22 protein-coding genes and 3 pseudogenes are annotated in these 24,422 nt (G+C 54.4%); 13 read left to right on the plus strand and 12 right to left on the minus strand.

Translation table 11 applies throughout. The annotated features are described in order from the left end of the window. The first annotated feature begins 168 nt into the window (after positions 1-168). A complete protein-coding gene (locus P1L40_RS23065; RefSeq protein ID WP_419181212.1) occupies positions 169-1,185 on the plus strand; it encodes a DNA polymerase sliding clamp in 1,017 nt (338 codons plus the stop codon). Between the two features lie 437 nt (positions 1,186-1,622). On the opposite strand, the gene P1L40_RS23070 is transcribed toward P1L40_RS23065, so the two are convergent. Next, positions 1,623-2,831, minus strand: a complete 1,209-nt coding sequence (locus P1L40_RS23070) for an orc1/cdc6 family replication initiation protein (protein ID WP_284011800.1) — start codon at positions 2,829-2,831, stop codon at positions 1,623-1,625. A gap of 628 nt (positions 2,832-3,459) precedes the next feature. Here P1L40_RS23070 and P1L40_RS23075 point away from each other — a divergent pair. Beyond that, positions 3,460-4,962: a hypothetical protein gene (locus tag P1L40_RS23075; protein WP_284011801.1), complete on the plus strand. Its 1,503-nt coding sequence runs from the start codon at positions 3,460-3,462 to the stop codon at positions 4,960-4,962. Positions 4,963-5,243: 281 nt separating this feature from the next. Then, positions 5,244-5,903 (plus strand): annotated as a pseudogene (locus P1L40_RS23080) (RNA-guided endonuclease TnpB family protein); the annotation flags it as partial. Between the two features lie 25 nt (positions 5,904-5,928). Here P1L40_RS23080 and P1L40_RS23085 read toward each other — a convergent pair. After that, positions 5,929-6,755 (minus strand): annotated as a pseudogene (locus P1L40_RS23085) (IS5 family transposase). 704 nt (positions 6,756-7,459) lie between these two features. On the opposite strand from P1L40_RS23085, the gene P1L40_RS23090 reads away from it, so the two are divergent. Both P1L40_RS23090 and P1L40_RS23095 read left to right on the plus strand, forming a co-directional pair. Then, positions 7,460-8,113, plus strand: a complete 654-nt coding sequence (locus tag P1L40_RS23090) for a helix-turn-helix domain-containing protein (RefSeq protein WP_284011802.1) — start codon at positions 7,460-7,462, stop codon at positions 8,111-8,113. A 164-nt stretch (positions 8,114-8,277) separates the two neighbouring features. Beyond that, entirely contained in the window at positions 8,278-8,577 is a 300-nt protein-coding gene (locus tag P1L40_RS23095) for a HalOD1 output domain-containing protein (protein ID WP_284011803.1), read from the plus strand. A gap of 19 nt (positions 8,578-8,596) precedes the next feature. Here the strand turns inward: P1L40_RS23095 and P1L40_RS23100 are convergent, their stop codons facing one another. Further along, positions 8,597-8,884: a transcriptional regulator gene (locus P1L40_RS23100; RefSeq protein WP_284011804.1), complete on the minus strand. Its 288-nt coding sequence runs from the start codon at positions 8,882-8,884 to the stop codon at positions 8,597-8,599. Between the two features lie 266 nt (positions 8,885-9,150). Continuing rightward, positions 9,151-9,798, minus strand: a complete 648-nt coding sequence (locus P1L40_RS23105; RefSeq protein ID WP_284011805.1) for a helix-turn-helix domain-containing protein — start codon at positions 9,796-9,798, stop codon at positions 9,151-9,153. 587 nt (positions 9,799-10,385) lie between these two features. Here P1L40_RS23105 and P1L40_RS23110 point away from each other — a divergent pair. After that, positions 10,386-11,060, plus strand: coding sequence for a helix-turn-helix domain-containing protein (locus P1L40_RS23110; protein WP_284011806.1), 675 nt, complete (start codon positions 10,386-10,388; stop codon positions 11,058-11,060). Between the two features lie 260 nt (positions 11,061-11,320). Further along, positions 11,321-12,046 (plus strand): helix-turn-helix domain-containing protein, encoded by a 726-nt coding sequence (locus tag P1L40_RS23115; RefSeq protein ID WP_284011807.1) that lies wholly within the window; start codon positions 11,321-11,323, stop codon positions 12,044-12,046. A gap of 3 nt (positions 12,047-12,049) precedes the next feature. Here the strand turns inward: P1L40_RS23115 and P1L40_RS23120 are convergent, their stop codons facing one another. After that, positions 12,050-12,322 carry a HalOD1 output domain-containing protein gene (locus tag P1L40_RS23120; protein WP_284011808.1) on the minus strand — a complete coding sequence of 91 codons (273 nt, stop codon included), beginning with the start codon at positions 12,320-12,322 and terminating at the stop codon, positions 12,050-12,052. Between the two features lie 204 nt (positions 12,323-12,526). On the opposite strand from P1L40_RS23120, the gene P1L40_RS23125 reads away from it, so the two are divergent. Beyond that, complete coding sequence (locus tag P1L40_RS23125; protein ID WP_284011809.1) at positions 12,527-13,780, plus strand: RNA-guided endonuclease InsQ/TnpB family protein; 1,254 nt, start codon at positions 12,527-12,529, stop codon at positions 13,778-13,780. A 1-nt stretch (position 13,781) separates the two neighbouring features. Here P1L40_RS23125 and P1L40_RS23130 read toward each other — a convergent pair whose 3' ends face one another. The 3 genes from P1L40_RS23130 to P1L40_RS23140 form a co-directional block, all read right to left on the minus strand. Continuing rightward, a complete protein-coding gene (locus tag P1L40_RS23130) occupies positions 13,782-14,474 on the minus strand; it encodes a helix-turn-helix domain-containing protein (protein WP_284011810.1) in 693 nt (230 codons plus the stop codon). A gap of 210 nt (positions 14,475-14,684) precedes the next feature. Further along, the gene (locus P1L40_RS23135) at positions 14,685-14,987 is read right to left on the minus strand and encodes a DUF7344 domain-containing protein (protein ID WP_284011811.1); all 303 of its coding nucleotides are present in this window, start codon (positions 14,985-14,987) and stop codon (positions 14,685-14,687) included. A gap of 263 nt (positions 14,988-15,250) precedes the next feature. Further along, positions 15,251-15,919, minus strand: coding sequence for a helix-turn-helix domain-containing protein (locus P1L40_RS23140; RefSeq protein WP_284011812.1), 669 nt, complete (start codon positions 15,917-15,919; stop codon positions 15,251-15,253). A gap of 654 nt (positions 15,920-16,573) precedes the next feature. Between P1L40_RS23140 and P1L40_RS23145 the strand changes: the two genes are divergently transcribed. The 5 genes and pseudogenes from P1L40_RS23145 (at position 16,574) to P1L40_RS23790 (ending at position 19,631) form a co-directional block, all read left to right on the plus strand. Beyond that, a complete protein-coding gene (locus P1L40_RS23145; protein ID WP_336402213.1) occupies positions 16,574-16,876 on the plus strand; it encodes a hypothetical protein in 303 nt (100 codons plus the stop codon). Positions 16,877-17,701: 825 nt separating this feature from the next. Continuing rightward, positions 17,702-18,438 (plus strand): annotated as a pseudogene (locus tag P1L40_RS23445) (DUF6610 family protein); the annotation flags it as partial. Positions 18,439-18,561: 123 nt separating this feature from the next. After that, positions 18,562-18,783: a hypothetical protein gene (locus P1L40_RS23450; protein WP_336402225.1), complete on the plus strand. Its 222-nt coding sequence runs from the start codon at positions 18,562-18,564 to the stop codon at positions 18,781-18,783. A 147-nt stretch (positions 18,784-18,930) separates the two neighbouring features. Beyond that, the gene (locus P1L40_RS23155; RefSeq protein WP_284011813.1) at positions 18,931-19,287 is read left to right on the plus strand and encodes a hypothetical protein; all 357 of its coding nucleotides are present in this window, start codon (positions 18,931-18,933) and stop codon (positions 19,285-19,287) included. After that, a complete protein-coding gene (locus tag P1L40_RS23790) occupies positions 19,287-19,631 on the plus strand; it encodes a DUF8129 domain-containing protein (protein ID WP_465260818.1) in 345 nt (114 codons plus the stop codon). The genes P1L40_RS23155 and P1L40_RS23790 overlap by 1 nt, the downstream gene beginning before the upstream one ends. A gap of 351 nt (positions 19,632-19,982) precedes the next feature. Here the strand turns inward: P1L40_RS23790 and P1L40_RS23160 are convergent, their stop codons facing one another. The 4 genes from P1L40_RS23160 to P1L40_RS23175 all read right to left on the minus strand — a co-directional run bounded on the left by P1L40_RS23160 (position 19,983) and on the right by P1L40_RS23175 (position 24,017). Continuing rightward, on the minus strand, positions 19,983-20,573 hold the full coding sequence (locus tag P1L40_RS23160) for a hypothetical protein (protein ID WP_284011814.1): 591 nt from the start codon (positions 20,571-20,573) through the stop codon (positions 19,983-19,985). 614 nt (positions 20,574-21,187) lie between these two features. Beyond that, positions 21,188-21,622, minus strand: coding sequence for a DUF8160 family protein (locus P1L40_RS23165; RefSeq protein ID WP_284011815.1), 435 nt, complete (start codon positions 21,620-21,622; stop codon positions 21,188-21,190). Further along, on the minus strand, positions 21,619-22,428 hold the full coding sequence (locus P1L40_RS23170) for a ParA family protein (protein ID WP_284011816.1): 810 nt from the start codon (positions 22,426-22,428) through the stop codon (positions 21,619-21,621). The genes P1L40_RS23165 and P1L40_RS23170 overlap by 4 nt, the downstream gene beginning before the upstream one ends. 368 nt (positions 22,429-22,796) lie before the next feature. Further along, on the minus strand, positions 22,797-24,017 hold the full coding sequence (locus P1L40_RS23175; RefSeq protein ID WP_284011817.1) for a tyrosine-type recombinase/integrase: 1,221 nt from the start codon (positions 24,015-24,017) through the stop codon (positions 22,797-22,799). Between the last annotated feature and the right edge of the window lie 405 nt (positions 24,018-24,422).

Raw genomic sequence — 24,422 nt, forward strand, 5'->3', positions numbered from 1 at the left:
TCCAGACAAGCAGTAGCGTAGGACGATTGAAAAAGAATATCTCCTATGCTGGTTTGTTACCCCCGATTCGGTGAGGGGAGATAAGCCTGCAATTGCGCTACCAAGGAGCCACTGCATTCCTTGGATTTTCCCGCCACTGCGAATCTATCGCAGAGCAACTAATCGATCATGAGCACGAACACTGAATCCACAGCGGACGCACAGCCCGAAGACGATATCGACAATCTGGAAATCGAAGCAGACCCGGAAGATACGGTTGAAGAAAACGTTACTGACACAACAATAGACGAAGACGTCGATGGTGAGGATAATATCGACGGTGAGCCGGTAGCCGACCTGACCGACGAGCAAGACACCAGTGAGGAGTCGATAGCAGAGACTTCCGATGAAGCTGATGCCGAAGACGAGACTGAGGAGGAAAGCGTACTCACGGGCCCTCCAGAGCGCTTTCAGGCTGCGATCTTGGGTGGCGAACTCAAGAATTTCGTCTCAACGCTGCGAGTCATCGTCGACGAGGCGAAACTGACTGTTGGACCGGACGGCATTACTAGCAGAGCGGTTGACCCAGCGAACGTCGCGATGTATGATCTAGAGCTGTCGGCTGCTGCATTCGAATCCTACGAGTCCAGTGACGGTTTGCTGGGAGTCAATCTGGAGCGATTCGAGTCTGTTCTCAAACTCGCAAAGAAAGATGATCTCGTCCAGGTTTCGTTCGACACTTCCACGTACAAGCTTCTCATCGTCATCGACGGTGTCGAGTTCACGATGGCGTGTATCGACCCCGATAGTATACGGCAGGAGCCCGAAATTCCGGAGATGGAACTCCCAATCAGCCTTACCGTCGAGGGGAGCCAGATATCGCGAGCGGTGAAGGCTGCTGACATGGTCTCCGATCACATCGGATTCCGCTGCGTAGAAGCTGACAAGACACTGTTCATCGAAGCTGAAGGCGATACCGATGACGTCTCGCTCAGACTCACTGCTGACGAATACGAGAGTCTAGACGCCGCTGACGGACGAGCACTATTCAGTCTTGACTATATCAAGAACATCTCGAAAAAGCTCCCCAAGACTGACGAAGTCACTCTCACATTCGGCGATCAATTCCCGATGATGGTAGACTATGAGATTGCAGACGGAGATTGTAGTGTCGTAGCGATGGTTGCCCCACGAATCGAAACCTAATGTCGGCCAAAGAGCGACTCCGAATGCATCTCGTACAAGCGCTGACACGGGCAGAATCTCCAGATGTCATCGCACACCTCCAGGCAGCAATTCGAGAATGCGATACTCTTCCGCCGACACCGTTAGCTGAGTGTCCGATCTGTGGGTGCTGTGGCCTACCAGAACGTGTCCTATCGCATGACTGTCGCAACGGAAGCGATTGGTAGCCGCAGATTCAGTGGTTCACGCGGAAATCGGTGGGTCCAGCTCTCTTGAAGATTAACCAACACAGTGGTCCCTATCCGCATCAGTGTTGGTTAAAATATCTCTGTTTTCCAGATCTGGTGATTATCTGTGTTCCTACTCGCAGTCATCCTACCCGGCTCACCGCCGTTACAGTCTATCAAAGTGTACAGTCGGAGAAGAGAGAAGCGGACTGAAGGTGCGGAATCGAGGAATCAGGCATCCAAAGTGAGTACGATATCCGCGTCCCACAGGAGGGTGTACTGGCTGTAATGTCCTTTTCCTTCGCCAGTTCCCCGTCGGCTCCCCGCGATCTCTAGGAAACAGAGTTCGTTGAGCAATTGCCGTGTTCGTTCGGCTGATAGCGGATCGGCACCACTCTGCTCACACACGTCAAGATACGTCTCGCGTATCTTCATCGTCCGGAACCACTCCCGCTCAGGCTGGTTTTTCGTGAGATTCGCTAGCGCAATCAAGACATGTTTGCTGTGAGGGGGCAATCCCGATATGAGTTCGAGTAGACGGTCAACTTCCGCCGATGCTCGTGCATCAGAGAGGTGAGACTCCTTTACCCGGTCGGCGTTCTCCTTATTGGCTTGATCACCGGCATACCGAAGGAGTCGCATCGCCTTTCGAGCATCTCCGTGTTCTTTCGCGCTCAGAGCGGCTGCACGAGGAATCACCCCATCATCGAGAACTCCCTCAGCAAAGGCATCAGTCCGATTCTGGAGAATCTCACGGATTTGACTGGCGTCGTAGGGCTCAAAGATGAATTCATTGTGCCCGAACGAGCTCTTTGTCCGCTCGCTCATCTTCTCTCGATAGTTGATTTTGTTCGACACTGCAATTACACCAATCGGAACATCCACACTACCGTCTTCTCCTGCCCGGGAAAGCGCCATCAACAGGTCGTCGTTATTGAGTTTATCAACCTCGTCAAGGATGATGATCGCAGCGTCGTAGAACTCGTTTAGGACTGACCAGACTCGCTCGAAATACTCATTCTCGGAAATTCCCCGGGCTGGGAACGTCATACTACTCTCTGGTGGGTTAATCTCCCGACCGTACTTGCTCAGTGCGTCGGAGTTGCCCTTTGCTTGCTGGCAATTGACGTATCCCGTTGCAAGCCTCACACCGCGATTCTCAGCTTCTTCCTTCGCGATTTTTGAGACGTGTTTTGCGACGAGGGACTTTCCACAACCCGTTTTCCCGTAGATGATGATCGAATTCGGCGGCTGACCAACGACTATCGGCCCGATCTCCTCCGCAACTTTCTCAATTTGCTCATCGCGACCGACGATGCGCTTCTCACTAGGGACGTAGTCGATTTGGAGTATCTCTCGTTGCTCAAAGATTCCACCACCACCTTCATCGACATTCTCAAAGACACTGTGGATGGTGTCTGACCCATCTCCACTATCCATTATCGAAATCAAACAACTGAAACTGCAATAAAGATTGTGGGGACTGGATTATGAGTAATAGTGGTTAGATAGAACCTGAGAGTCTCGATATTAGGACTTGCACCTTAAGCAAAACTCAGTCGAGACACACCAGATTTTGAGTAAGGCAGTGCAGAGACACACACCAAATTTTGAGTAAGAAATGAAACAGGGGTGAGGTCGAAGAGAACCGCGGTTAGAACTATGGCTGGTCGTTCATAGCTTCTACACTCACTATACTACTACCTACTAGAACAACTAGACTAAAGAGACACACCTAGTTTGGAGTAAGGGAACCTCTCCAGACACGTGTATCCAATCTCCTACCCCACTGGTTCTACGTTCCTTACTCAAAATCTGGTGTGTGTGCCGACTCCTGTACTTCCAGGTACTGCCAGTTCGATTAGCACAATGTACGCCGCGTGAATCGCTGATTTGTCTCCCCCGAAGCGGTGTGGGGTTGAAGCCTGACTGGAATATCTCCTACGTCCAGTGGCGCTCTCTCTACATCAACACAAAGGTAGTCTCAGTCAGGCTCGTCACATCCCCACGCCGCTGGACGCTCCATTTGCGACTCTCTCTTTCTCTTTTTATACCATCCCAAAGTCCAATGTCAGCAAACTCACCCAAGCGCTCTGACCAGCAGAGTGCAGTTACACCCAGTGAACAGAGCGCCGATGGATCGGCTGAACCGACGTCGCGGAAGAACAACTCGCCAACTGTACCGATAGCCGACCTTCTGAATCAAGAATCTGTCCTTCGATTCGCTGGTCTCACTGAACACGATTCTCAGGACTATCCAAACGAACTCGAGAGTAACATGTGGTGTCGGTCGAGTACTCCACGGACGTTCAAAGATGTCGTAAAGGCACTCCCAGCAGCGTCTTCTGGTGAACTGTGGGCGACAAACGAGTTTATCGGGACTTCCGGAGACGTTGATATCGACGCTATACGCTCCGTCGATGGGCTGGATATCGAGTGTCTGGAACGAGGCACTGGCTCAGCTCTGGAGACGATAGCACAACGGTCGGCTGCTGAACCTGTAGTAGAAGTACAGGACCACCAGGACATCGTCGACAAGCGACGAAAAGCGTTGCACGCTCTTGGCTACGATGTCAAATTCCGGTGGCAAATCGCCAGCGACTCATACACCATCATCAATCCGCAAGAGGCGTATCTCCCCATCATCAGTGCCCTCCAGCAACGGGGAGAAGATGACGTATTCGGATGGGCTTCCTACCGGGATTGGGGTGGACTATTTAAGATGGTCGTCGTCTGTCCGAGTCTTCGCCGTGTCGTCTCTGCCGGTGAGGAAGATCTGGAAGAACTGGATGGCGATGGTCTCACAGCTGCCACCCCCGAAGACGAAGCTCCGGAAACAGTGGTGTATGGGGGCTTTCAAACTGGCTACGATTTCCGGGGGACACAGACACTCTGGGCACGGCCTGTTCTATTCTTCCCTGCTTCTGGAACTGTCCTTCCCGACACGGGAAAGCGATACACCCGCCGCCACTACGGAAAGGCCACTGATGCGGCTCACGAACGGGCACACAATCGGACTCCTATCAACGAGTGGTGGCGGTCGATCTACGACGATATCGATACCCGGATGGTCACAGTCGAAACGGCAATTCAGCGGTCGCGGGCAATCGCGTATGACTTCGAAGAACTCCCGTTCAGTCTGCAGGAGTGTTACACGTACTGGGGGATCGCGAAGAAGTACGCCGAACCGGCGGCGAATCGAGCACAGACAATTGCCCGTCCGACAACTCGCCCAACCGTGTTCAATATCCAGTTGTCGTTGCTCATTGCGCTTCTTGAAGGGTACAACGGGTCGATGGCTTCGAATTCCTATCAAGAGTATATCGAAGTCGCCGGCGAGCTCTACCGGACGCCGTCGATGATGATTCAACTGGCCATGCAGGAGCACGATAGGCAAACTATCAATTCAACTGACCGAGTGCTACCTGAGGACCAGCAGACACTCTCTGACTCGTTAGAAGATATTGTCGATATTCCTGGAATCACCGTCGACTCGGAAGTGGATCTCTCGAACAAACAGGCGCAGCGTGTCCAAAACGGTGTTCAGCGGCAATTGGACCACTTGGGATGACTGACTCTGCAGCAGTACGGCGACACTATATCATAGATTCCTCGGAAAATATAATATATGTATGAGGGTCATTCTCGACACCCCCATCCGCTCGATTTGATGCTCGCCGTATCTGATGTCGTGGTCAATAAGAGGTACGCCCAAATCTACAGGCGGAGCAGGCCGAGTGCCTCGGGGCTTGACCCCGAGGGTGAAGGCCGTAAGCTCAGGTGGGTGTTCCACTTTCACTGTGGATGGCTGGCATTCAAGATAATCGCACTACGACACTGGTACTGGGGCGAATGACCGACGCACAGGCTCTCGTCAAGACGCTGGTCTTCCAACTCGACATCCAGAGTGACAACGAGGGCCTGCTGTACGACGCCACACTTGAAGCGCGGTGGGCGTACAACGAAACCATCCGACTCGCCAAAGACGGCGTGGACTGGGACGCCATTCCCGACAGGGTAGCCGACGACGCTGACCTCGTTAAGAACACCACTCAGCGTGTCGTTGCGAAGGCACTCGGTGCGATGGAGAACTACTACGAATACGACGACTTCGGCCAACCGAGCCACACCAAGGGCGGAACGTACCCGCTTCGTGCGAACTACGAGGAAGGGTACAACCTGTCGCTCACCGACGACGGCGACGTGGCGTTCCGAATCAGCGCGAAGCCGTACAAGCACGTCAAAGGCGTCGTTAAGGGCGACGACGCGCACCTCGACATTCTCAAGAACGCACTCACGAGCGACGAGTGGAAAATTGGGACAGCGGAAGCCCTGTTCCACGACGACAACCCCGAGTTGCACGTCAACGTCACCAACACCGAGCAGACCGTTCGAGACAAGTCGGACTCACAGACAGTCGTCGGTGTGGACGTGAACGAGGACAACGTGGCTCTGACCGCCCTGTCCGAGAATGGCGTCGAGAACACGCTTGTTATCGACTTTCCGGCCGTGGTGAATCGCCAGACGTAGCTTGATTTCACGGGGTCAGCGATTGCTTGATGTTGTGAACCGCACACATCAGAATGATCTCACGAAATTCAGCATACCAGGTTCGCGCACGCACGGCGTCGCCGAGCGTGCGCTTGATCGTGGAGAATACGGTCTCACACATCGCTCTCTGGCGGTATCGAGGCCCATCGATCCGCGCGTTGTGCGCGTGATCGATGGGCCGGAACTCTCGATGTTTGATCAGCGGTCTCACGCCCTCTTCGCGGAGTTTTTCGCGTAAATCCATCCAGTCATAGCCTTTGTCGGCAGCGAGGCTGGCGAGGTCGCCCGCGTTGCGACGGGCGACCTGCCAGCCGAGCTGTGTGTCGTGGCGTTTTTTCGTCGTACAGTGAACGTCCAGAATGGCTTGACTTTCTGTGTCGACGAGAGCAGTCGCTTTGAGCGTTTGAACCCGGTAATTCGTCCGACGGCAGTAGTGTTTGCTAGCGTTTTGCCGGTCGAAAAACGTCGCGTCAATGGCGGCGTGACCGCTCGGCTTGTGCAGCTGCGCCGACAGGCGCAGCAGCACTCGCCAGAGTGCGGTCTTGATTCTGTCAAACCACTTGACTAGGGTGGAGTGGTCGGGGAGATCGGCGGCGTCGAGGCCGATCTCCCCGAGTATTTGTGGCATCTCGCTCAGCAAATCGAGTGCTTCCCGGTAGGATTTTTCCAAGTAAACCCGCAGACAGTGCAGCGACACCACCGCATACTCGGCGAAGCCGCCACCCCCTCGGGGGCGGCGACTTCGCCTCGCTCACCAACAGCATTTTTAGCTAACTGGACCGCTTTCTTCGTGAAGCGGGAAATCTTCGACATGGATCATCGGCGGTTTCCCGCTTCAACTTCCTAGTTCTGACGGTCGAAGCCGACGCTGTACAGCGATTCACCAGAGCCGAAGAGACTAGAACTGCTGAGATTCAGGGTTGTAAGGGTTGTAAACTCCACTGTTTTATGCGGATATCGACGTATTGTAACCCGTGAATGTCGCCCAAAAATATCCCACTCTCAGCCCAAAATCCGATGTCGAAGCCGATTCTTACAGGATGCTAACGATAATGGATGGCCCAGGAGTGACAGGGCTAGAGCGGTATTGGCTCGGTTATTATAGAGAAGACCTACACGACGATGATGGATCGTTTCTGGCACGTCCAGTGGGCCATCATGAACTACCCCACCCGATGACACGGCCTGAAGTCGAAGACTGGGCAGTTGACCGGTTGAGTATTCCTGACGACTCGTTCTGAATACTGAAAGCATTGGACAGGGGCTGAGTCGGCTCTGTTGAAATCCATAGTTGCTGAGAGCTTTTTCAGGCCGTGTTGAATACAGGGCGCGAGTCGATTAGCGTTCTTCGCCTCAAAACAGAACTGTGAATGGATTAACACAGAGTTCCTATTCCCGCACGTTCGTGAGCAGTGTGTTCTCTCAGGGCCACCACGGCAGATCTTTCCATGTCCTTCGGATTCAGCTCTACTTCCAGCGTTCACAAACATGTTATGTATTCTACCACTAGGTAGTGTATGGCCGTTATCACCGATATCGAAATCCCGGCTGACGAGTTCGCTCTCGGAAAACTCCTCGAACAGTACCCAGATATCGACATCGAACTCGTTCGCGTCATCCCCCTTCGAGATGGAATCATGCCACTGTTTTGGGTCGAAGGCGCCGACCCCGACGAGATCGAAGCCACGATCCGTGGCGACCCCTTGGCAGAGGAGATCGAACTGCTCACCGAAGCCGACGGACGGTACCTTTTCGAGATTCGCTGGGCCACCGAGGTTGACGCACTCATCAAACCGATGATCGAGAGCCGTGCCGAAGTCCTGATCGCCGAAGGAAGTGCAAATCGCTGGTCCTTCCGCTTGCAGTTTGCAAACCGCTCAATGCTTGCCGACTTTCGCCAGCGATGCCAAGATAACGACATCCAATTCAGTCTGGAAGCACTGTACAACCCCACGGTTCCCGACGAGCCGGTGGAAGAGGGCGATCTCAGTTCGCAACAATATGACCTTCTGGCTACTGCCCACCAGAACGGCTACTGGCACGTTCCCCGGGATATCGAACTCGGCGAGCTAGCAGATCTCATCGGCGTCAGTTCAAATGCGGCCTCACAGCGAATGCGTCGTGGTCTCGATACCGTCGTTGGTCAAGCGGTTGCCCGCAAACCGGACTGATGCTACAGCTGTGATCGATGGGCCTTCGTGGTCGCGCCGTCAGGAGGGGGCAATCAGCGTTCGGGGGTCAGATTTTCTCGGAGCTAATAAAGGCCGGTTGTGACAAAGGCATAGACTATGACTGCTGTCAGCTATATTTGCATATGGACTCTCAAATAAGCAGAGTGAACACTGAGCACGACATCGAAGTGGGTGCAGACGGCAGTGTGCAGACGCGGTTTAACGCTGATGACTCGCCAGCAGAGGAGGCAGTCTATGCGGTTGCAGCTCTCAAAGGTGTTGAGCCAACAGACCTCAACCCGCTGTATAACCTAATTGACCCCGATGCAGTGGATGCACTGTTTGAGGGACCATTGGATGGCGGCGAGAATCCGGTCGTACTCATGTTTACGATGGCCGAGTGTCGCGTGGCACTCCGAAGCGACAGAACCCTCTCCGTTCATCACACCGACGAGACCAGCTAACCGTTGGTCTGCGTGACACTCAAATCCAGTCGTCGGGTAACTCATCGGCGTGATTCCGCATCAAATTCAACAGCGGGCGGAGCTCGTCGAACTTCGGGCCTTTGCGGACAGCGCTCTCTGCCTCGTTCCACTCAATCACTCCGGCGTCGACCAGTTTCGGCAGGTGGGTGTGGGTCATGTGGACTTGGAGGTCAGCCAGTTCCTCGTCTTCGAGCGAGACATCGGCTGGGACTTGCGTGTCCTCGTCATCCTGCGGGTTGTGTTCGAGGAGAGCCAGTAACAGTCGTCGGCGGTACTTGTCTGCCATGAGGCTCAACAGAGTGTCCAGTGAGACTTTCGACCTAGAGTCACTATCGTTCATCTTGTCCGTTACTTAGCGAACAACTCAATTGAGCCCTCGGTGTTCGCATGCACCCACTATATTGCTATAGTAACAATTGAAACGATTTACACACCGATCGCACCGTCGTCGTGCGGTCGGGTGTGCATTGATTTTCAATGGCTACTATAGTGTTCGTACGCACTCTCGTCGTTTGTGAGAACGGGAGGATACCCCCACTGGGTTGCTGTGGGTTACGGGGTGGCCATGACCGTCGTGGCGAGGACCCGGTGGAGCCCGCGATTCAGCCGCCGTGAATAGGACTGGCGCGTGATGTCAACCGTCTCGGCCAGATTGGTCAGGTTGGTCTCGCGGGGCACCTTGAAGTAGCCCTCTGTGAACGCGAGTTCGACGGCCTTCCGCTGTTTACCAGTCAACCCGTACGGGTCGCCCTTCGGCCCGTGAGGGTTCCAGACGCCGATGATAGTGCTCGAAATCCCGGCTTCTCGTAGTGTCTCGCGGAAGGCCGAGAGGTTCTCGTGGTCGGGGCCGCGCAACCGAAACTCCCACTCCTCGGGTCCGCCGACTGCTTTCTCGACGACGAGGCTATGCTCGGTGAGTGCGTCCAGGAGTCCGTCGATGGGCCTCGCCCACTCGACCCGGAAGAGATACTTGCCGGGACCGTCGTCGAGTCGTTCGAGGGAAGCGACGCGGTCGTCACCCAGCACGGTCTCTTCGCATGACGACGGGTCGTCGGTCTCGACCCAGAAGTACGGCACGAGTTCGTCACCCGTCGGTACCAGTTGGGTCAATTCGATGTGGATGTCCCCGCTGTCGTGGAGGATCTGCCCGAGTTCAAGGTCGGCACTCGGAATCGTGAGGCGGACTTCGACGATACTCATGGTATCGACCCCGGCGTCTCGATTCGCGTTGCTAGATGCAGGTGAGCATGGTCTATCGACTCGGACGGCGTGCCGGCGATATTCGACGCCGGGATGGTGAACGTGGTGGCTGGCATGGCTGGTGCGGAACACGGTGGGGGGTGAGTGATGTGTCCCGCGTGGCTGCCACGCGAAGAGAACAGGTGTTTCGCACGACCGGCAGACGCCGGTTCAAGCGACCCCTCGTCGGGGGCGAACACACAGTGCGGCCTTGGGATTCCGTCTATCACATTTGTAGCCTGTATGTCATATACTTGTTGGTCCTACCTGTCCAAGCAGCGAATGAGCGTTTTCTCACGTACGCTGGTGGGCTATTCGAACGTTGCAACCGATTTCGGCAGAATCGAACAACTCCTCAGTGCTGAGTACCCGGTGCGGATACGGCAGATCCGGCTCTGAGGAGTGAGTCAGCGCGCGAAAGAAGTTTATAAATACCATCGACATCACTGTTTTATGTATTAGTAACCGCCTGTCGTACGACACGCTAATGGACTGTTTGGTGGTTCCGACTGTGTTGCTTGACCCGACCGAGGAGGTCAGTTAGTGTCATGAGCGTCGTTGCTCAATTCACCATTCCCGCGACCCAGTTCGTCCTCGGTGAGCTACTCGAAGTCGGGAGCGGGCCGGAAATACAACTCGAATCAGTAATCCCGACCGGTGACTCGGTCGTGCCCTACTTCTGGGTGGGCAACGAGCACGCCGATGCCGTTCAGGTGGCACTCGAAGAGTCCGAGTTCGTCGACGAGGTAACGATTGTCGATTCCTCACAGTCAGAAACGCTGTTTCGCGTCGTGTGGAACAACGATGTCGATGGATTATTTGGACTTATCCGCGATACTGACGCTGCACTGTTAGAAGCCGAGGGCCTGGGTGACGACTGGGTCTTCCGGATGCGGTTCTCCGAGCGTGAGTCACTTTCCGAGTTCTATCAGGCCTGCATCCAGAAGGGATTGACACCAGACTTAGAAGAAGTGAACAGCCCGTTCAGCTCAGCCGATACCAGCAGTTTCGGCGTCAGCGAGCCCCAGAGAGAGGTACTTCTCGCCGCCTTGGAGAAAGGGTACTTCGACGTTCCCCGGGAGATCAACCTTACCAACCTGGCCGAGGATCTGGACATCTCGGATACGGCAGCGTCACAGCGCATCAGGCGCGGAATGAACACGTTGCTGTCTGGCACGCTCGCTTCCCGTGAGAAGCGAGATCTGGACAGTGACGACGAGTAGCTGATCGGTCCGCCAGTCACGGCTGTTGTGGAGTCTCGATGTCCAGTTACAGTTAATTAAGTTTACAGGAATGAACGCCGCTACTGGCACGCTCGATACAGGTTTATTATAACAGCCTTCTATATCACTGCATAGGCCGAATGTACGACGCGCGAAAATATTCTGGTGAGGTCAAACACTGGTTATGTCTCGATGAATAATCACAGTGTTCGAGGGAGGAGTGCTGTCGAACCGGACCCCGTGAGAGGTTGGGCAAGGAGATGAGTCTCTTCGTCAACGTGGGTCTCTCGGTACCCGCTATCCCGCCCGGTGGTGTCGTTCCAATCCAAACGGACGTGACACTCGAACTCGAACGAGTCGTGCCGACGGCAAGCGCAACACACTTTCTTTGGCTCGTCGGCGAGAACCACCAGCAATTTTTCGAGGGCCTCCGAGGCGAGTCTACTGTCGAGTCGATCACTGTACTCGACGAGTTCGACGACCGGCTGTTCGTTCGCCTCCACTGGACGGCCCTCGAGAATCCGTTTCTCGACCTGCTCGACGAGAGTGACGTGGTCCTCGTGGAAGCACGGGGAACGGCGGATGGGTGGGAGGCTACACTCCGATTTCCCGACGAAGCGGCACTCAGAACCTTCTACGAGGCCAGCGAACAGCGTGGACTCGGGGTCGAACTCCGTGCGATCAACGGTTCACGAATCGACGAGTCTGGGGACATGGACGCGCTCTCCCCCGTGCAACGGGAGACGCTCGAGGCCGCCTTCAGGGCCGGGTACTTCGACGTGCCACGGTCGATTACGATCGCCGAACTCGCAGCGCAACTCGACCGCTCAGAGCAAGCGGTCTCCGAAGCACTCCGGCGAGCGATGGCGAACTACCTGCAGACGACGCTGCAACAGGGAGACACTAGTGAGGCTGACGCTGACGACGAGGGCGAGGCGAGCGACGCCACATACTGCACGGATACCGACACTAACGGCGACGGCTGATGCTTAAGTCTCGGTCGAGCCAGCGGATTCGACGGTCGGCTCTCGGACCTCGATATCGGTGGCCGACCGGACCCGGACCTCATACCCTGCATACGAGAACAGAATCGTCGGGGGGGTCCGCTCCGCCGAATCAGCGCTCGCGTGTGTGTACATCGCATCCATTGCCTCAGCTTCAATCGCGTTTTGAAGCGGTGGCAGTGCCTGCGGATCAGCTCCCCTGGCTCGTGCGACCGCCTCGACGACGCGAACACTGACAGAAGTCTCTGGTTGACTCATTATTTTGAACTACTACCATTGGTTTAGCCCCCAACAAATATAAATGGCAGTGATATAGATGGTCGCCCGGTCGTTATATACGAGATACAGGAGAAAACCCACGACTTTAGTCGTGGGATGAATCCGCCACTGCTGAAACAAACCACGCGACAGAGGCAGGCCGACTCCCCACTGTTTAAGAAGTACTAGTCTTACATATAAGATATGGAAGTGCGGCGTACCGTCCCCGTTTCACTCGACGTGGACAGCGACGACGCCGTACTCCTCGAAGACACCGTAGACACATTCCTCTGGTCGGCTCAATACGTCGTAGACCACGCCTTCAAAGGCGAGTACGTTACTACCAGCAAGACAACGCTAGATGACGAAACCTACGACGACGTGCGCGAGAAGACAGACAACTTCAACGGTGGACTTGTCCAAGCAGCGCGGAACAAAGCAGCGGAAGCCTGCAAAAGCGTCGTCGCACGCTGGAAAAATGGGAAGAAAGCCAGCAAACCCACATTCACCAGTCCACACGTCGTCTACGACCACCGAACTGCCACGTTCCACGACGAGTACGTGAGTCTCGCCACTACAGACGGTCGCATCGAAGCTGACTACGTGCTACCCGACGAGGACAGTGACACGCCGCACTCCGAATACCTGTTTTCAGACGAGTACGAAACCACGGGTGCGGAATTGCACTACCGCAACGGCAGATGGGTAATTCACATCCACTGTAAAAAGGAAGTGGAGTCTGACACGTCGGAGAAGGCAACACCTGAGAACGGAACGGTTCTCGGGGTTGACCTCGGCGTGAACAACCTCGCCGTCACTTCGACGGGCACGTTCTGGACGGGCAACGAGTTCGACCACTGGCGCAGAGAATACCAAAAACGACGTGGCTCGCTTCAACAGTGCGGAACGCGATGGGCGCACGAGAATGTCCAGTCCGTTGGACGGCAAGAGGAAGGACGGTTCAAGTTGATGGTCCACCGCATCAGCAACGAACTCGTCGCTGAAGCTCGTGAGAACGAGTGTACGGTCATCGCCTTCGAGGACTTAACCGACATCCGTGAGCGCACTGGTGCGTCGTGGGGACACAAGTGGGCGTTCAAACGCTTGTACGAGTACGTCGAGTACAAGGCCGAGGAGTACGGCATCACTGTGAAGCAAGTTGACCCTGAGAACACGAGTCGACGTTGCTCGCACTGCGGGTTCACCCATCCTGATAACCGTGATGGTGAGGGCTTCGAGTGTCTGAAGTGTGAGTACCAGAACCACGCAGACTACAACGCGGCGAAAAACATCGGATTGCGGTATCTCCGTCGCAACCAAACTGGCGGCGACGGAGGCGCACCCTTGGGCGTGCGCTTGAACAGCGGGACGCTGAACGTGAACGGAGGCTATTCTCCTGCCGAGGAATCGGCCAGAACGGGAGTCCACGCTGAATCCCACGACTTCAGTCGTGGGTAGCTCAAGTATCCTCAGCAGTTGGTTTCGTGTCGTCAGTCGTCTCCTCCTGGCCGTGGGTGAGCGTCGCTCTGAGGAGGGCTGCGGTGCCTCGTGAGATTCGCTGTTTCGTCGCTGTGTCCGAGAGCCCCAGTTCAGCAGCGAGGTCGGTGAGGTTGATGTTCCGGGGCACGTCGTAATACCCCGCTTCGAGTGCGGTCATGAGCGCCTCTCGCTGTGCCTCGGTGATGTCGAACCCGAGCCCGAAAGTCTCGGGGATTCCAGGGTTGTGGATGGACTGAATATCGATCCGTATATCGCGGTCGACACACGCACGATAGAACGAAGAGAGGTCGTCGTGGTTGCGAAAACGAAACGAGAACGTCCAGGTGTTGGCTTCCCCGACTCCTTCGATGATCGACCCATCTGCCGTTGCCAGTGCATCGAGGACCCCATCGATGTCCTCAGCCCACTCGGCACGAACGAGCGTCTCACCGTCGGTCGAATCGAGAATTTCGAAGGAATCGATATCGTCGTCTACTTGGAGCGCGGCTTCGATAGCGTCGATACTGTCGTCCGATGCCCAGAAGTACGGGATGAACGTCGACCCGACGGGGATGACCCGTTCGAGGCGAACGCGAATGCCCGGATTCTCGCTGAGTGCCGAGTCGAGGACGAACGCATCCGCCGGGAGTTCAACGGTTGCGAGGACACTCATAGCTGTTCCCCCGCTCGGACTCGGTTGTAATTGTGTACCTGCCTCGCTGTTGTATCGCTAATTGATATCTCGTGTGGCTCTGTCGAAATCATATTTTTGACACCTTTCTTGCCAGAATAGCCGTTAGGCAGGTTGGGGAAGGGTAATTAGAGAAATCACCAGTTTCAATGGATAATTTTGCGAGCGTACTGCATACATAGCGCGTATTTCTCACGGGTGGTTTGAGTGTTCCCCATGGTCATCCACCCATTCAAGAAGTGGCTGAATCTCACCGAACTGCGGTCCTTTGAAGACTTCGTTGGCGGGCCTGTCCCACTCGATGTAGCCGTAGTCTTCGAGTTTGGGCAGATGCGTGTGGTACATCATTATGTGCGCGTGTTTCTCGACGTCTGTCAGTGCTGACGCTCCCGTGGATGAGTTAACCTTCACATCCTGCGAATTCGATTCGAGAAAATCGAGCAGGAATGTACGCCGCTGTTTGTGTGCGAGCGCGTTGAAGGCGTTGTCGTTCATGTGTGGTCTCCCACTTGGGGGTTGTCTTGTGCAATGGCCATGAGGATGCGACGCCGATACGGGTGTGTGAGGGCGTCAAACATCCGGTCCAGTCGTGAGTGGCTCCTGCCGTCCGTTCTTAACGGGGATTGGCCGGACTCATTCACCGGTGGTGTTTTTTCAGTCATGTGATGTTAGCACTGTTGCGGAATGCGTCGCTTTGTAAGTCTCACTGAACCAGAAGAGGTCGGCCACTCTTAGCTTTGATTTTGGGTATACAACCCTTATTTATGCCGCGGGCCTTCACCCTCCAGGGCGGTGAGTGTCTGACCGAGAATCTGGCGGATACCACGCCGGAGGCGAGAAGCGATCGCCTGTTGTGAGATTCCGAGTTCTTCTCCCAGTTCGGCCATCGTCACGTCGCGCGGTGAGTTGAAATATCCACGTTCGTAGGCCAGCACCAGCGCCTCCAGCTGGGGGTCGGTGAGTGCGGCCTCGGTGGTAGTCTCGACCGGCGTCAGCGCGTGCAGGGCTGTCAGCGTCACCTGGATGTCGCGTTCCCGGCACCGCTGCTGAAACGTGGCGATATCGCTTCGCTGGTCTCCGCGGACCTCGAAGGTCCACTGGTCGTTCGTCCCGATCGCCGTGATGAGCGGTATCTCCGTCTCGCCGAGCGTGCTGAGTATCCCCTCGTACTTCGGGTTCCACTCAACGCGCAGGAGGTATTCGTCTTCGACGGAGTCTATCAATCGAATAGCCTTCACGCCGGGATGTGTCGAGAAGGCTGCCTCGACGTCCTCGACATCGACACCTCGGACCCAGAAGTACGGAATGATCACGCCCTTGCGCGGGACGATGCGCTCCAGTTCGACCGTCACGCCCGGCACAGACGCGAAGATCGACCCCAAGGGGAACTCGTCGGGCGGGACCGTAAACGTCGCCTCGGTAGCCATATCCAAACCATCGGCCCGCGTCGAAAAAGACCTGTGCACCGATGCGAGTCTCTCTGAGAGGATTATCCAGCAATATTGCGTACTCCTGGCTCGTCGTGACCACCGATTCGCGCTGTGTTATCGACACGGTTCCCGAGAACATCAACGCAATCTGGTAGAAGCTACAGCGATTCTTTCACAGGCATTTGTGTCCCGCGCGGCGGCCACGCGAAGAGAAACGAGGAACGGTTGGACCGACCAACCGTTTTCAAGCAGTCCCTTCATGATCGGGACTGAACACAGGGATGGACCTGCTATTCCAACTTTAATAATTGTCGATACAGACGCATACATCTGCCGGTCGGTGTGGTGTCATTCGCAAGCAATCGTGGATACCTCGTCGACACCGCCAATATGGGGTATTGAAAAGACCATCGACATCACTGCCGTAAGGTAATCCGAAGTGGCAGTATAGTAACCATTGAGCAAGATGCTGAGCGATATCATCATCAACAGACCAGATGCAGACAAGTTTTTTCACGCTGGTAGCGCCGGAGCGTCGGCGACACGTACCAGGATACTCAGACGGCAGCGCAGCAATCTTCCGCACCCAACTAGACGCCGAGGCTTCGGTGGCCCAATCGCCAGCAGGTACCGTCACGGAGCTGGCAGATCATGACCGGTGGTGACCAAGTAGATGACTCTGGCCTAGATTCGATGCTCAATGTGCTGTCGAACCGGTACCGTCGACGGCTACTCGTCGCGTTGCTGGAGCACAACCCCCAGGAGGACGACGACCCACAGGCTCCAGACGACGTTACCTACCAGGACGAGAATCTGGAAGAGTTGATGGTACAGATGCGTCACTCGCACCTGCCCAAACTGGCTGACGAGGGATTTATCGAGTGGAGTCGGGAGACGAACGCCATCAGGTCAGGGGCCCCAAGTTCGAAGAGATTCGACCACTACTGGAGTTGATGACGAACCACGCCGACGAACTTCCTGACGACTGGGTCAGACCCACCGGACGGTCACTGAGAACGCCGAAACGCGGAGCGATGTGAGTGCACCGGTTGTGGCTCCATCGACCGCCGGTTCCTGCTTCCCGACCAAAGAACGCCGGTTTCGCCGTCCGTGCTGCATCCACCTTCTGTATCTAATGACATCACTGTTAGTTTCAAAGGATTTCAACAGAGCCGCTGAGTCGGTAGGTGGTCCCACCCTCCGCGAACTATTTTGGTTTATTTTCCGCGGGTGGACTGGCGGGAACGTGACGGCTATCCAGTGACGCCGTTGACGGAGTCTTTTCCGCCGACGAGGATACCATGGCTACAGAGAATCCTAAGAAAAGCAGCTGCACAGAGCGATCGTTCGCAATCCATTATCAGAGTGTATTCGTAGAAGAGACGGCCAGCTCTGACGGTATCGACGAGACTGAACTGCTCGAAATCGATGACACACCCTTCGAAACCACACTGTCTGACCACGGGCTGGATATCGACACTCAGGTCAGGACCTCACGAATCGACAGTGGAGGGAGCCAAGAATTCGTCGATGACAGACCGTTGTCTGCTATCCGGGCGAGTAACGGAGGGAACAGCACGGAGGAAAGACAAGAAGCACTCTTCGTCAACACCGAGGCGGACCAACGTACGTTGGGTGGCGGTCAAGCCAGCGCCAGGTGCCTGTTCGAAACCGAATCTCGACAGGTATCCAGACCCAATGCCGGTGAGAAATAGCTCGTAGTTCCTGGAGATTTGTCGGCAGCGGGTCCTTGAGCGGCCAGCTGGTCGCTTCTCATCGATGGCAAGTTCATTAGATTCCCGAGATGATTCTCTGAGTTCGCATAGCCCAACTCAGGAATGTACAGGGCGGCAGGCTGCACCGGACATCGGCGATGAGATCTCCCGAGCCCGCAGCGCGGAGTACGTGGCGTTCCTGTCTCGACACCCGTTCGCGACGGACGCATTTGAAGCAGGCTTCGTGACTGGGGTCCGTGAAGACTGTAGCCTGCAAACAGGGGCCCTTCGAAACGTCGACATCCCGATACTGATGTTAGATAACGACTTCAAAAATCCTAATCTAGAACGGTACGTCTCGCGATTTCGGGAGATCGAGCCTGAAATTGGGGTGGTCGGGGACGCTCGTTCAGCGGAGGAAGCATACATCACTGTTGACGCGGTCCGTAAGCTGAAAACAGAGTATCCAGACTCAACGCTCATCATAGTCCCAAAATGCCACGAAGCAATCGATATCATCGGTTCCGCCGACGTACCGGGCACGGAGATTGTACTGGGCTACTCGATGGGATATTCAGATATCCTGGCCTCTGACTTCTCGGACTACTCGGACTGGCGTGGACGGCGTGTACACCTGCTGGAGCAAGCCCGACCAAACAGTGGGAGGTGATTCAGCTACTGACATCGCCAACGCTGTTCGGCGATCCACCTGCAGACATCGTCGGGTTAGATTGGAACGGTGCGCACAAAGTCGCCTACATGGGTGAGTCTTGGAGTCGAGAAGGCTGGCAACGAAGCGACCATCTCTCCATCAGGGAAACCGTGAAGAAGAGCCTTCGTGAGATGCGCATGTTCTGGAAAGAACGCGGTGTCTGGCCTCGTGAGGGGACGACCCCAGTTGACCGTTTAGGTCAAGCCGTCCAGGTGCCAGACGATGAGGTGTTTGCAAACGGAATGCACATCTCTGAAGTGGGTGACTACGAGGGCCCAGATGATTGGGAGGACCGACTTGACCCCGAAGACGATGAGACGCTACCACTCGAACATGCAATCGTCAACCAGTATACTGATGGCAGTATACGGGCATTTCGCTCGGAAACCGAGCGGGCATTCATCGAATACCACGAGGGCTTGATTACGTCATAGACAGTCCGTAGATAGCAAAATACGGAATCACCACAGACTGTGGGCGAGTCTGTTAATCATCAACTTTGCAAGGTGATTGGTAGCGTAGAATAAGAACTCCTCTCTGTCGAATTTGTCTCTCCCAAGAGAGGTGTGGGCTTCGATTCAATGGACACCATCATAGCGTCGCAAACCGTTGCTCGACCACCCGTTTTCTCAGAAAAAAGCATCGCGCACATTCGCCGTGTAAAGCACCTGAGTGCTATCGTCAGAGAAGACCTCGGCCCTGATGTTGAACGCGACGGTCTGGAGCAAAAGGTCGCCGGCTCACTGTATCACCACCACCCGGAGATTCGGCTCGAAGATGCACTGGAACTGAAGTGCCATCTGAAAGAGCCGTCCACGGAGGGTTCGACGGACTCTGCTATCAAGGGGATCGTCGACGAAGCTTGTACACTACTAGAGAGCTGGGATCGTCTCGGTCAGACCCAGTCTGAGGACTCGAATGCAGCCTTTGACTACTAATGGCCACCGACCAAGCGGTGCTTGAAACACTTCCTCCAGAGAAACTTCTCGCCGCTACAAGATTACGTATCATCAGGGCAGCGATTCGAATGTTTACCGACCCAGAGAGTCTAGACTCCTATATTTCTCACGAGAGAAATAGTTGGGGACGGGAGGGTATACTCAGACTGCTTCGTGACCGGAAAAACGAACTCAGTGCGCCATCCGACGGAATCCCCCAAGATGGAAAAATGAAACAGTATCCAACAAAGGCCGCCCACACGGAACCATTAAAGATTATCCACACGGAATACGAACCTCGTTTGATACGGCGAGAGTTTGCACCCGACTGGAATGACCTATAAATAGTCCTGAGAAGAGTTCAATCTCTTTCGCAGAAAACTTGCTTGACCGGGTGGCGAAGCGCTGCTAATCGGCTGAGATCGCCTTTTCGATACGGGACTGACCAGGTGCGAGTGTTCCCTTTCAGGTCTTTGCGGCCGATAATGATTCGTACCGGACCTCTCGGAGTCTTCGCGAGAGATAACCAACTCTCGCATAGTGATGTTCCACGGAAACTTATTGATGGTCCTGATACCCACAGGTTGCTATTCTCGTTCGAATACCCACGTTTGAACCAGGCTTGAGCACCGTCCATGAACTGTTCAAACCGCTCTGGGAACTCTTCGCCGATGTGGCAGATGAGATATGATGAATCACTCCTGTCCAAATCTTTCTTCCAGAACTCTAAAGATGTGATCAGACGGAGCTTGAATTACGTTTACCCAAGCACGCTCTGGGCTCTCTCCATGGAGAGATATAGAGGAAATTTTCTGCCATCCCTCCGGTGACATGCCCGAGTCATAGTGCCCCCGAAGCGGGGGGACCACTTCGAGAGCGTGAGCACGAAGATATTCGTCTGGGAACGGGATAGAAATCTCAACCGCATCGGGGGAGTCTGGTTTCAGCAGCTGATGGACAACTTCAGAGTAGCCGTCGACATCTTCAGTAATTGGGATAGCGTGAGGCCATGGAGTCCAAAGTTGGTCTTCGCTAAAGGTCATATCATGGCCGTCGAAATCTTTCTGATAGGCCCAGTAGACTGTGTAGCCCGCCCAGAGCACCTCACTCGATATAGCATCTACTTGTTTATCATCATTCGTTGGCCGGAACTCGACGGCAATGCCATTCCCGTACGGAAACTCGGGACTTTCGAAGGTTGCAAGGACATCAGCAGTATGCTCTATCCTTGGGATCGGTTTTTCGTGGGCAACAGACGCCGACGGAAAATTCTCCCTGAGCTTCATTGCCGCCACGGTCTTCATTTTTGCTTGAGCAGAAGATTCTCCCGGACACTTCGACCCCACAGGATGAAAGAAATGCTGTGCAACAAAGTTACCACGATTATAATGGGAGCTTCGAACGCGCAGATTGCACTCACACAGTGGGCACAGGACCGGATCATTTACCCCGACGTCGAGCGGAAGGACACGATCTCCGTCGAGATTCATTGCTAGATAGGGCATTTCAATCGGTGACGAAGGTCTCTCTTCGCAAACTAGTACGTGATACGACGATAAATACAGAATAGACTCTTCAGGTCCAGAACCTCATGATATCCACACATACGCACTATCAGGAATCCTCGCCAGATTGGCTATAGCTCAACTCGGATGAGAAGGCGACTTCACACTCACGTCCACCCGCACCGATAGTCAAACACCCTCCAATGGTGCAGCTATCGTCGAAGCACCCTCCTAAAGGCTCGAAAATGATTTGCTCATTTTCTGCGGGTCAGACTTGATGAGTATGCTTGTCGCTATAGTATATCGATGGCTGAGGTATATATCAGTACCTGCCAACCTCTCGTTACTGATATTCACCAGAAGCGGTGTGGGTAGCAAGCGAAATATGTTCAAAGCTATCGATCGCGCTGATTCAAAACAATCTCCTCCAGATCGTCATGATCTAGACCGGCCTTGATGAGACCTTCAAAGAAGTGTTTGTGCTTCTCGATTTCTTCTTTACCGTCAATCATCAGCTGGCCATTGATTTTCCGGTATCGGTCGTCGACTTTCTCCACCAGATCCTCTGAGATGTAAATCGCAGTATGCGGCCTCGACCGTCTGGTATCAGTATCCGATGAGTCAGAATCACCGGTGTCCTGGCTGTCCGATTCACTGTTTTTCGCCGAGGTCTCGGCTGTCTCCTCTGCTTTTACCCCTTCTGTATTATCCAGGTTATCCGTAGTATCCGAAGACGCTGTCTCGTTGCCCGTCGGTGAGTCCGCATCCTCGTCACTGCTCTGAGGTTTATGCTCCTCAAACCGGTCCATCAGTGGGTTATCGTCGCTCATTGGTACTGCTCCAGGTGATCTGCGATACGGTCGTACGCTGCGATCACATCCTGCTGAGGACCGTCGTCCCATGGGTATCCAGCATCTTCAGGGTCGTATTCGAATATCGATGTCCGATATTCTATCGCGTGTTCCACGACGTCGCGTTCAGGAACATCGAAAACATGGTCTTCACCAAAGGTCTCGAAGAACCACTCCTCGACTTCACGAGCTACATTACCTTGAGACGGAACTTCATTGAGTACGGCTCCAAGCGTCGTGATACTGTACTGGTCGAATTTCGCCTCGATTGTATCTATCTCCTCGAACAGTATCTCGAGACTGTCTCGCGCAATCGTATTGGGATGACTCGGGAACAGGACGTTTTCAGCTGCTATTAGTGCCCCATCAGAGAGTGGGCCGAGGTTCGGCGGACTGTCAATGACGATGAAATCGTAATCTGTGTCCAGCCTATCTACGGCCTTTCGCAAAGATTCGTGACCACCAGCTTCGGAGTACAGGTATTTTTCGAGGTTGAAGTTCTTGAGGTGGCTTGGGACGATATCGAACTCTGCAGAGTCGATAATTAACCGGTCTAAATCATCATACGTGAGATCGCCCATATCGCTGAGAACGTCAAACAACGCAAACTCACCAGACCGGTACTCCTCTCGAAGCCCCATTTTGAGTGTTGCACCCCCTTGTGGGTCAGCGTCGACGACGAGAACATCGTGGCCTCTGGCATTCAGCGCCCCTGCGGTATTGATACTGGTAGTCGACTTTCCAACGCCGCCCTTCTGCATTGATATTGTAACTCTAAACGTCATGGATTGTTTGTATTAGTCATATTATCCGGATTATCCGTCTTATCCGACCTATCCGTGTTATCTACATTATCTCTCTGGAACAGGCAATCTTATAAAATTATGTCAGACACAGTATTTACGGAGTGTTTAGCGTTCTAAGGGAACTTTGGCCATACCGGATTATACGGATAATACGTATGTGGGAGGACTCTGTAGCAGGGTGAAATACGGATAATCCATATAATCCAAGTAATCAAGATAATCCGTCAGCCCACATGTCGAGGACAACTTGGATTATCTGGATAATCCGTATAATCTAGTTAACATCAGTAATCCCGATTTCTGCGGATTCTCCGTACAATCCACTTGAGGCCCAAAAAAGACGGAATCTACTCAGTAGAATCTTGATTATCCGATTGTGGGGCTTCGTCGAAGGCTTCAGCAGCGAGATCAGCGAGCTCTCCGGCCTCGATATGTGAGTAGTGCTCACGGACAACCTGTTCAGAGTTGTCCAGCAGTCGGGCAGCTTCACCATGTCCGTATTTTCGGACCATTACTTCGCCAGCCGCTCGACGAGCCCCATGGGGAGCGAGATATCCGTGGGTGTCATCGTCTAATTCAATTCCCGCTCGGTCAGTGAGACGCTTCATGACGTCGCGACCGCCATGCGTCGTCATCGCGGAGGGTGCTACCCCGTACTCGGCACAGAGTTCTATCATCGAGATTTCACCTTCAGAGACCTTTTCAAGGCGTATTTCTTCTATTTCTTCGGTATCATACCCTCTCTCCAGTAGACTGTTAGAGAAGTCCTGAACGAGCGTTGAATACGAGAGCGAAGGGAAGACAGGCCAATCATCAGATGGTGGGTCCAGAATCTGATTCAACCGTTCCAGAGACGGTACAGCGGGTTCTGGAAGTGCTCGGTCATCCCACCGCTGCTTCTTCGCGAGCACCTGGAGACTGTTATCCGCAAGCGAAAGGTCGGACCATCGTAGGCCATCTCGACCACGGCGGCCGTCGTCGACGTCAGCAAGAATCTCGGCACCGCGAACACCGGAAAAGCAGAGCAAATTGACCAATGCTCGGTTTCGGCCGTCTTTGATCGCGGCTTTGCGGTCATCACTGATAGCGTCGATCGCGTTGTGCGCCTGCTCGTCGACATATGAGAGCAACTGTTCCCGGTGCTCACGGGACCACGCCTGTTGCTCACCCGATTTTCGTCCCGTATCTTCTGGCAGCGGTTCCTTGGCCCGAGTGCGCTGGGCGGGGTTCTCTGCAAGGTGTCCTTCCCGAGCTGCCCATCCCAAGAAGCCCGAAACGTGCGCGTAGTAGTTCTTGATGGTACCTTCAGCCCAGCCCTGACGAGAGAGGTATCGAGCGTACTCACGAAGGTCAGCGACAGATAGCTCCTCAAAAGTTGCAGGAGAACCGGGCCGGCCAGAGAGAAACTCCAGGAATCGGTCTATCTCACGCTCCGCGTGTCGTCGATAGTTTCCACTCTCGCCGTCCCGCCCCTTTCCCTTGTCGAGCAAATAGTCCTCGACCACGGAGGAGATGGCGATGGCACCCGTCTCAGTATCGCCGGACCCCGTGTTTGGCTTAGATGGCATCAGTACGTCCTCCAGGAACAGCAGTGAACCGCTGCACCAGACCCGACAGAAGTGATCGGGTGATTTGATGGGGTTTACCCCAGGTTCTGGGCCGAGACATCGTGTTCGCGTTGGGGGACGGCGGCCGTCCTCAAAAAAGTGCTTACGTTTATTCGACTAAACGTAAGCACCTGTGCTCAAACGAGAATAGCTTGAATTCGGGCGTTTGAAGCTTTTAAACAGTGAATTTTGGCTCAACAATCACATAATAAACTATATATCGCGATACTATTTTCTGGATCACAGGTGATCACTAGTTTCACGAACAAACAGCAGAGAGGTGACTCCTACAGTATATTTACGACTATTTCAATAAGAAAATATATTGGGTAGAAAGGTTTCCTCGGTCAACGGCAGGCGAATACG

Source organism: Haloarcula pelagica (assembly GCF_030127105.1).
In the GTDB taxonomy this organism is placed as follows: Archaea; Halobacteriota; Halobacteria; order Halobacteriales; family Haloarculaceae; genus Haloarcula; species Haloarcula pelagica.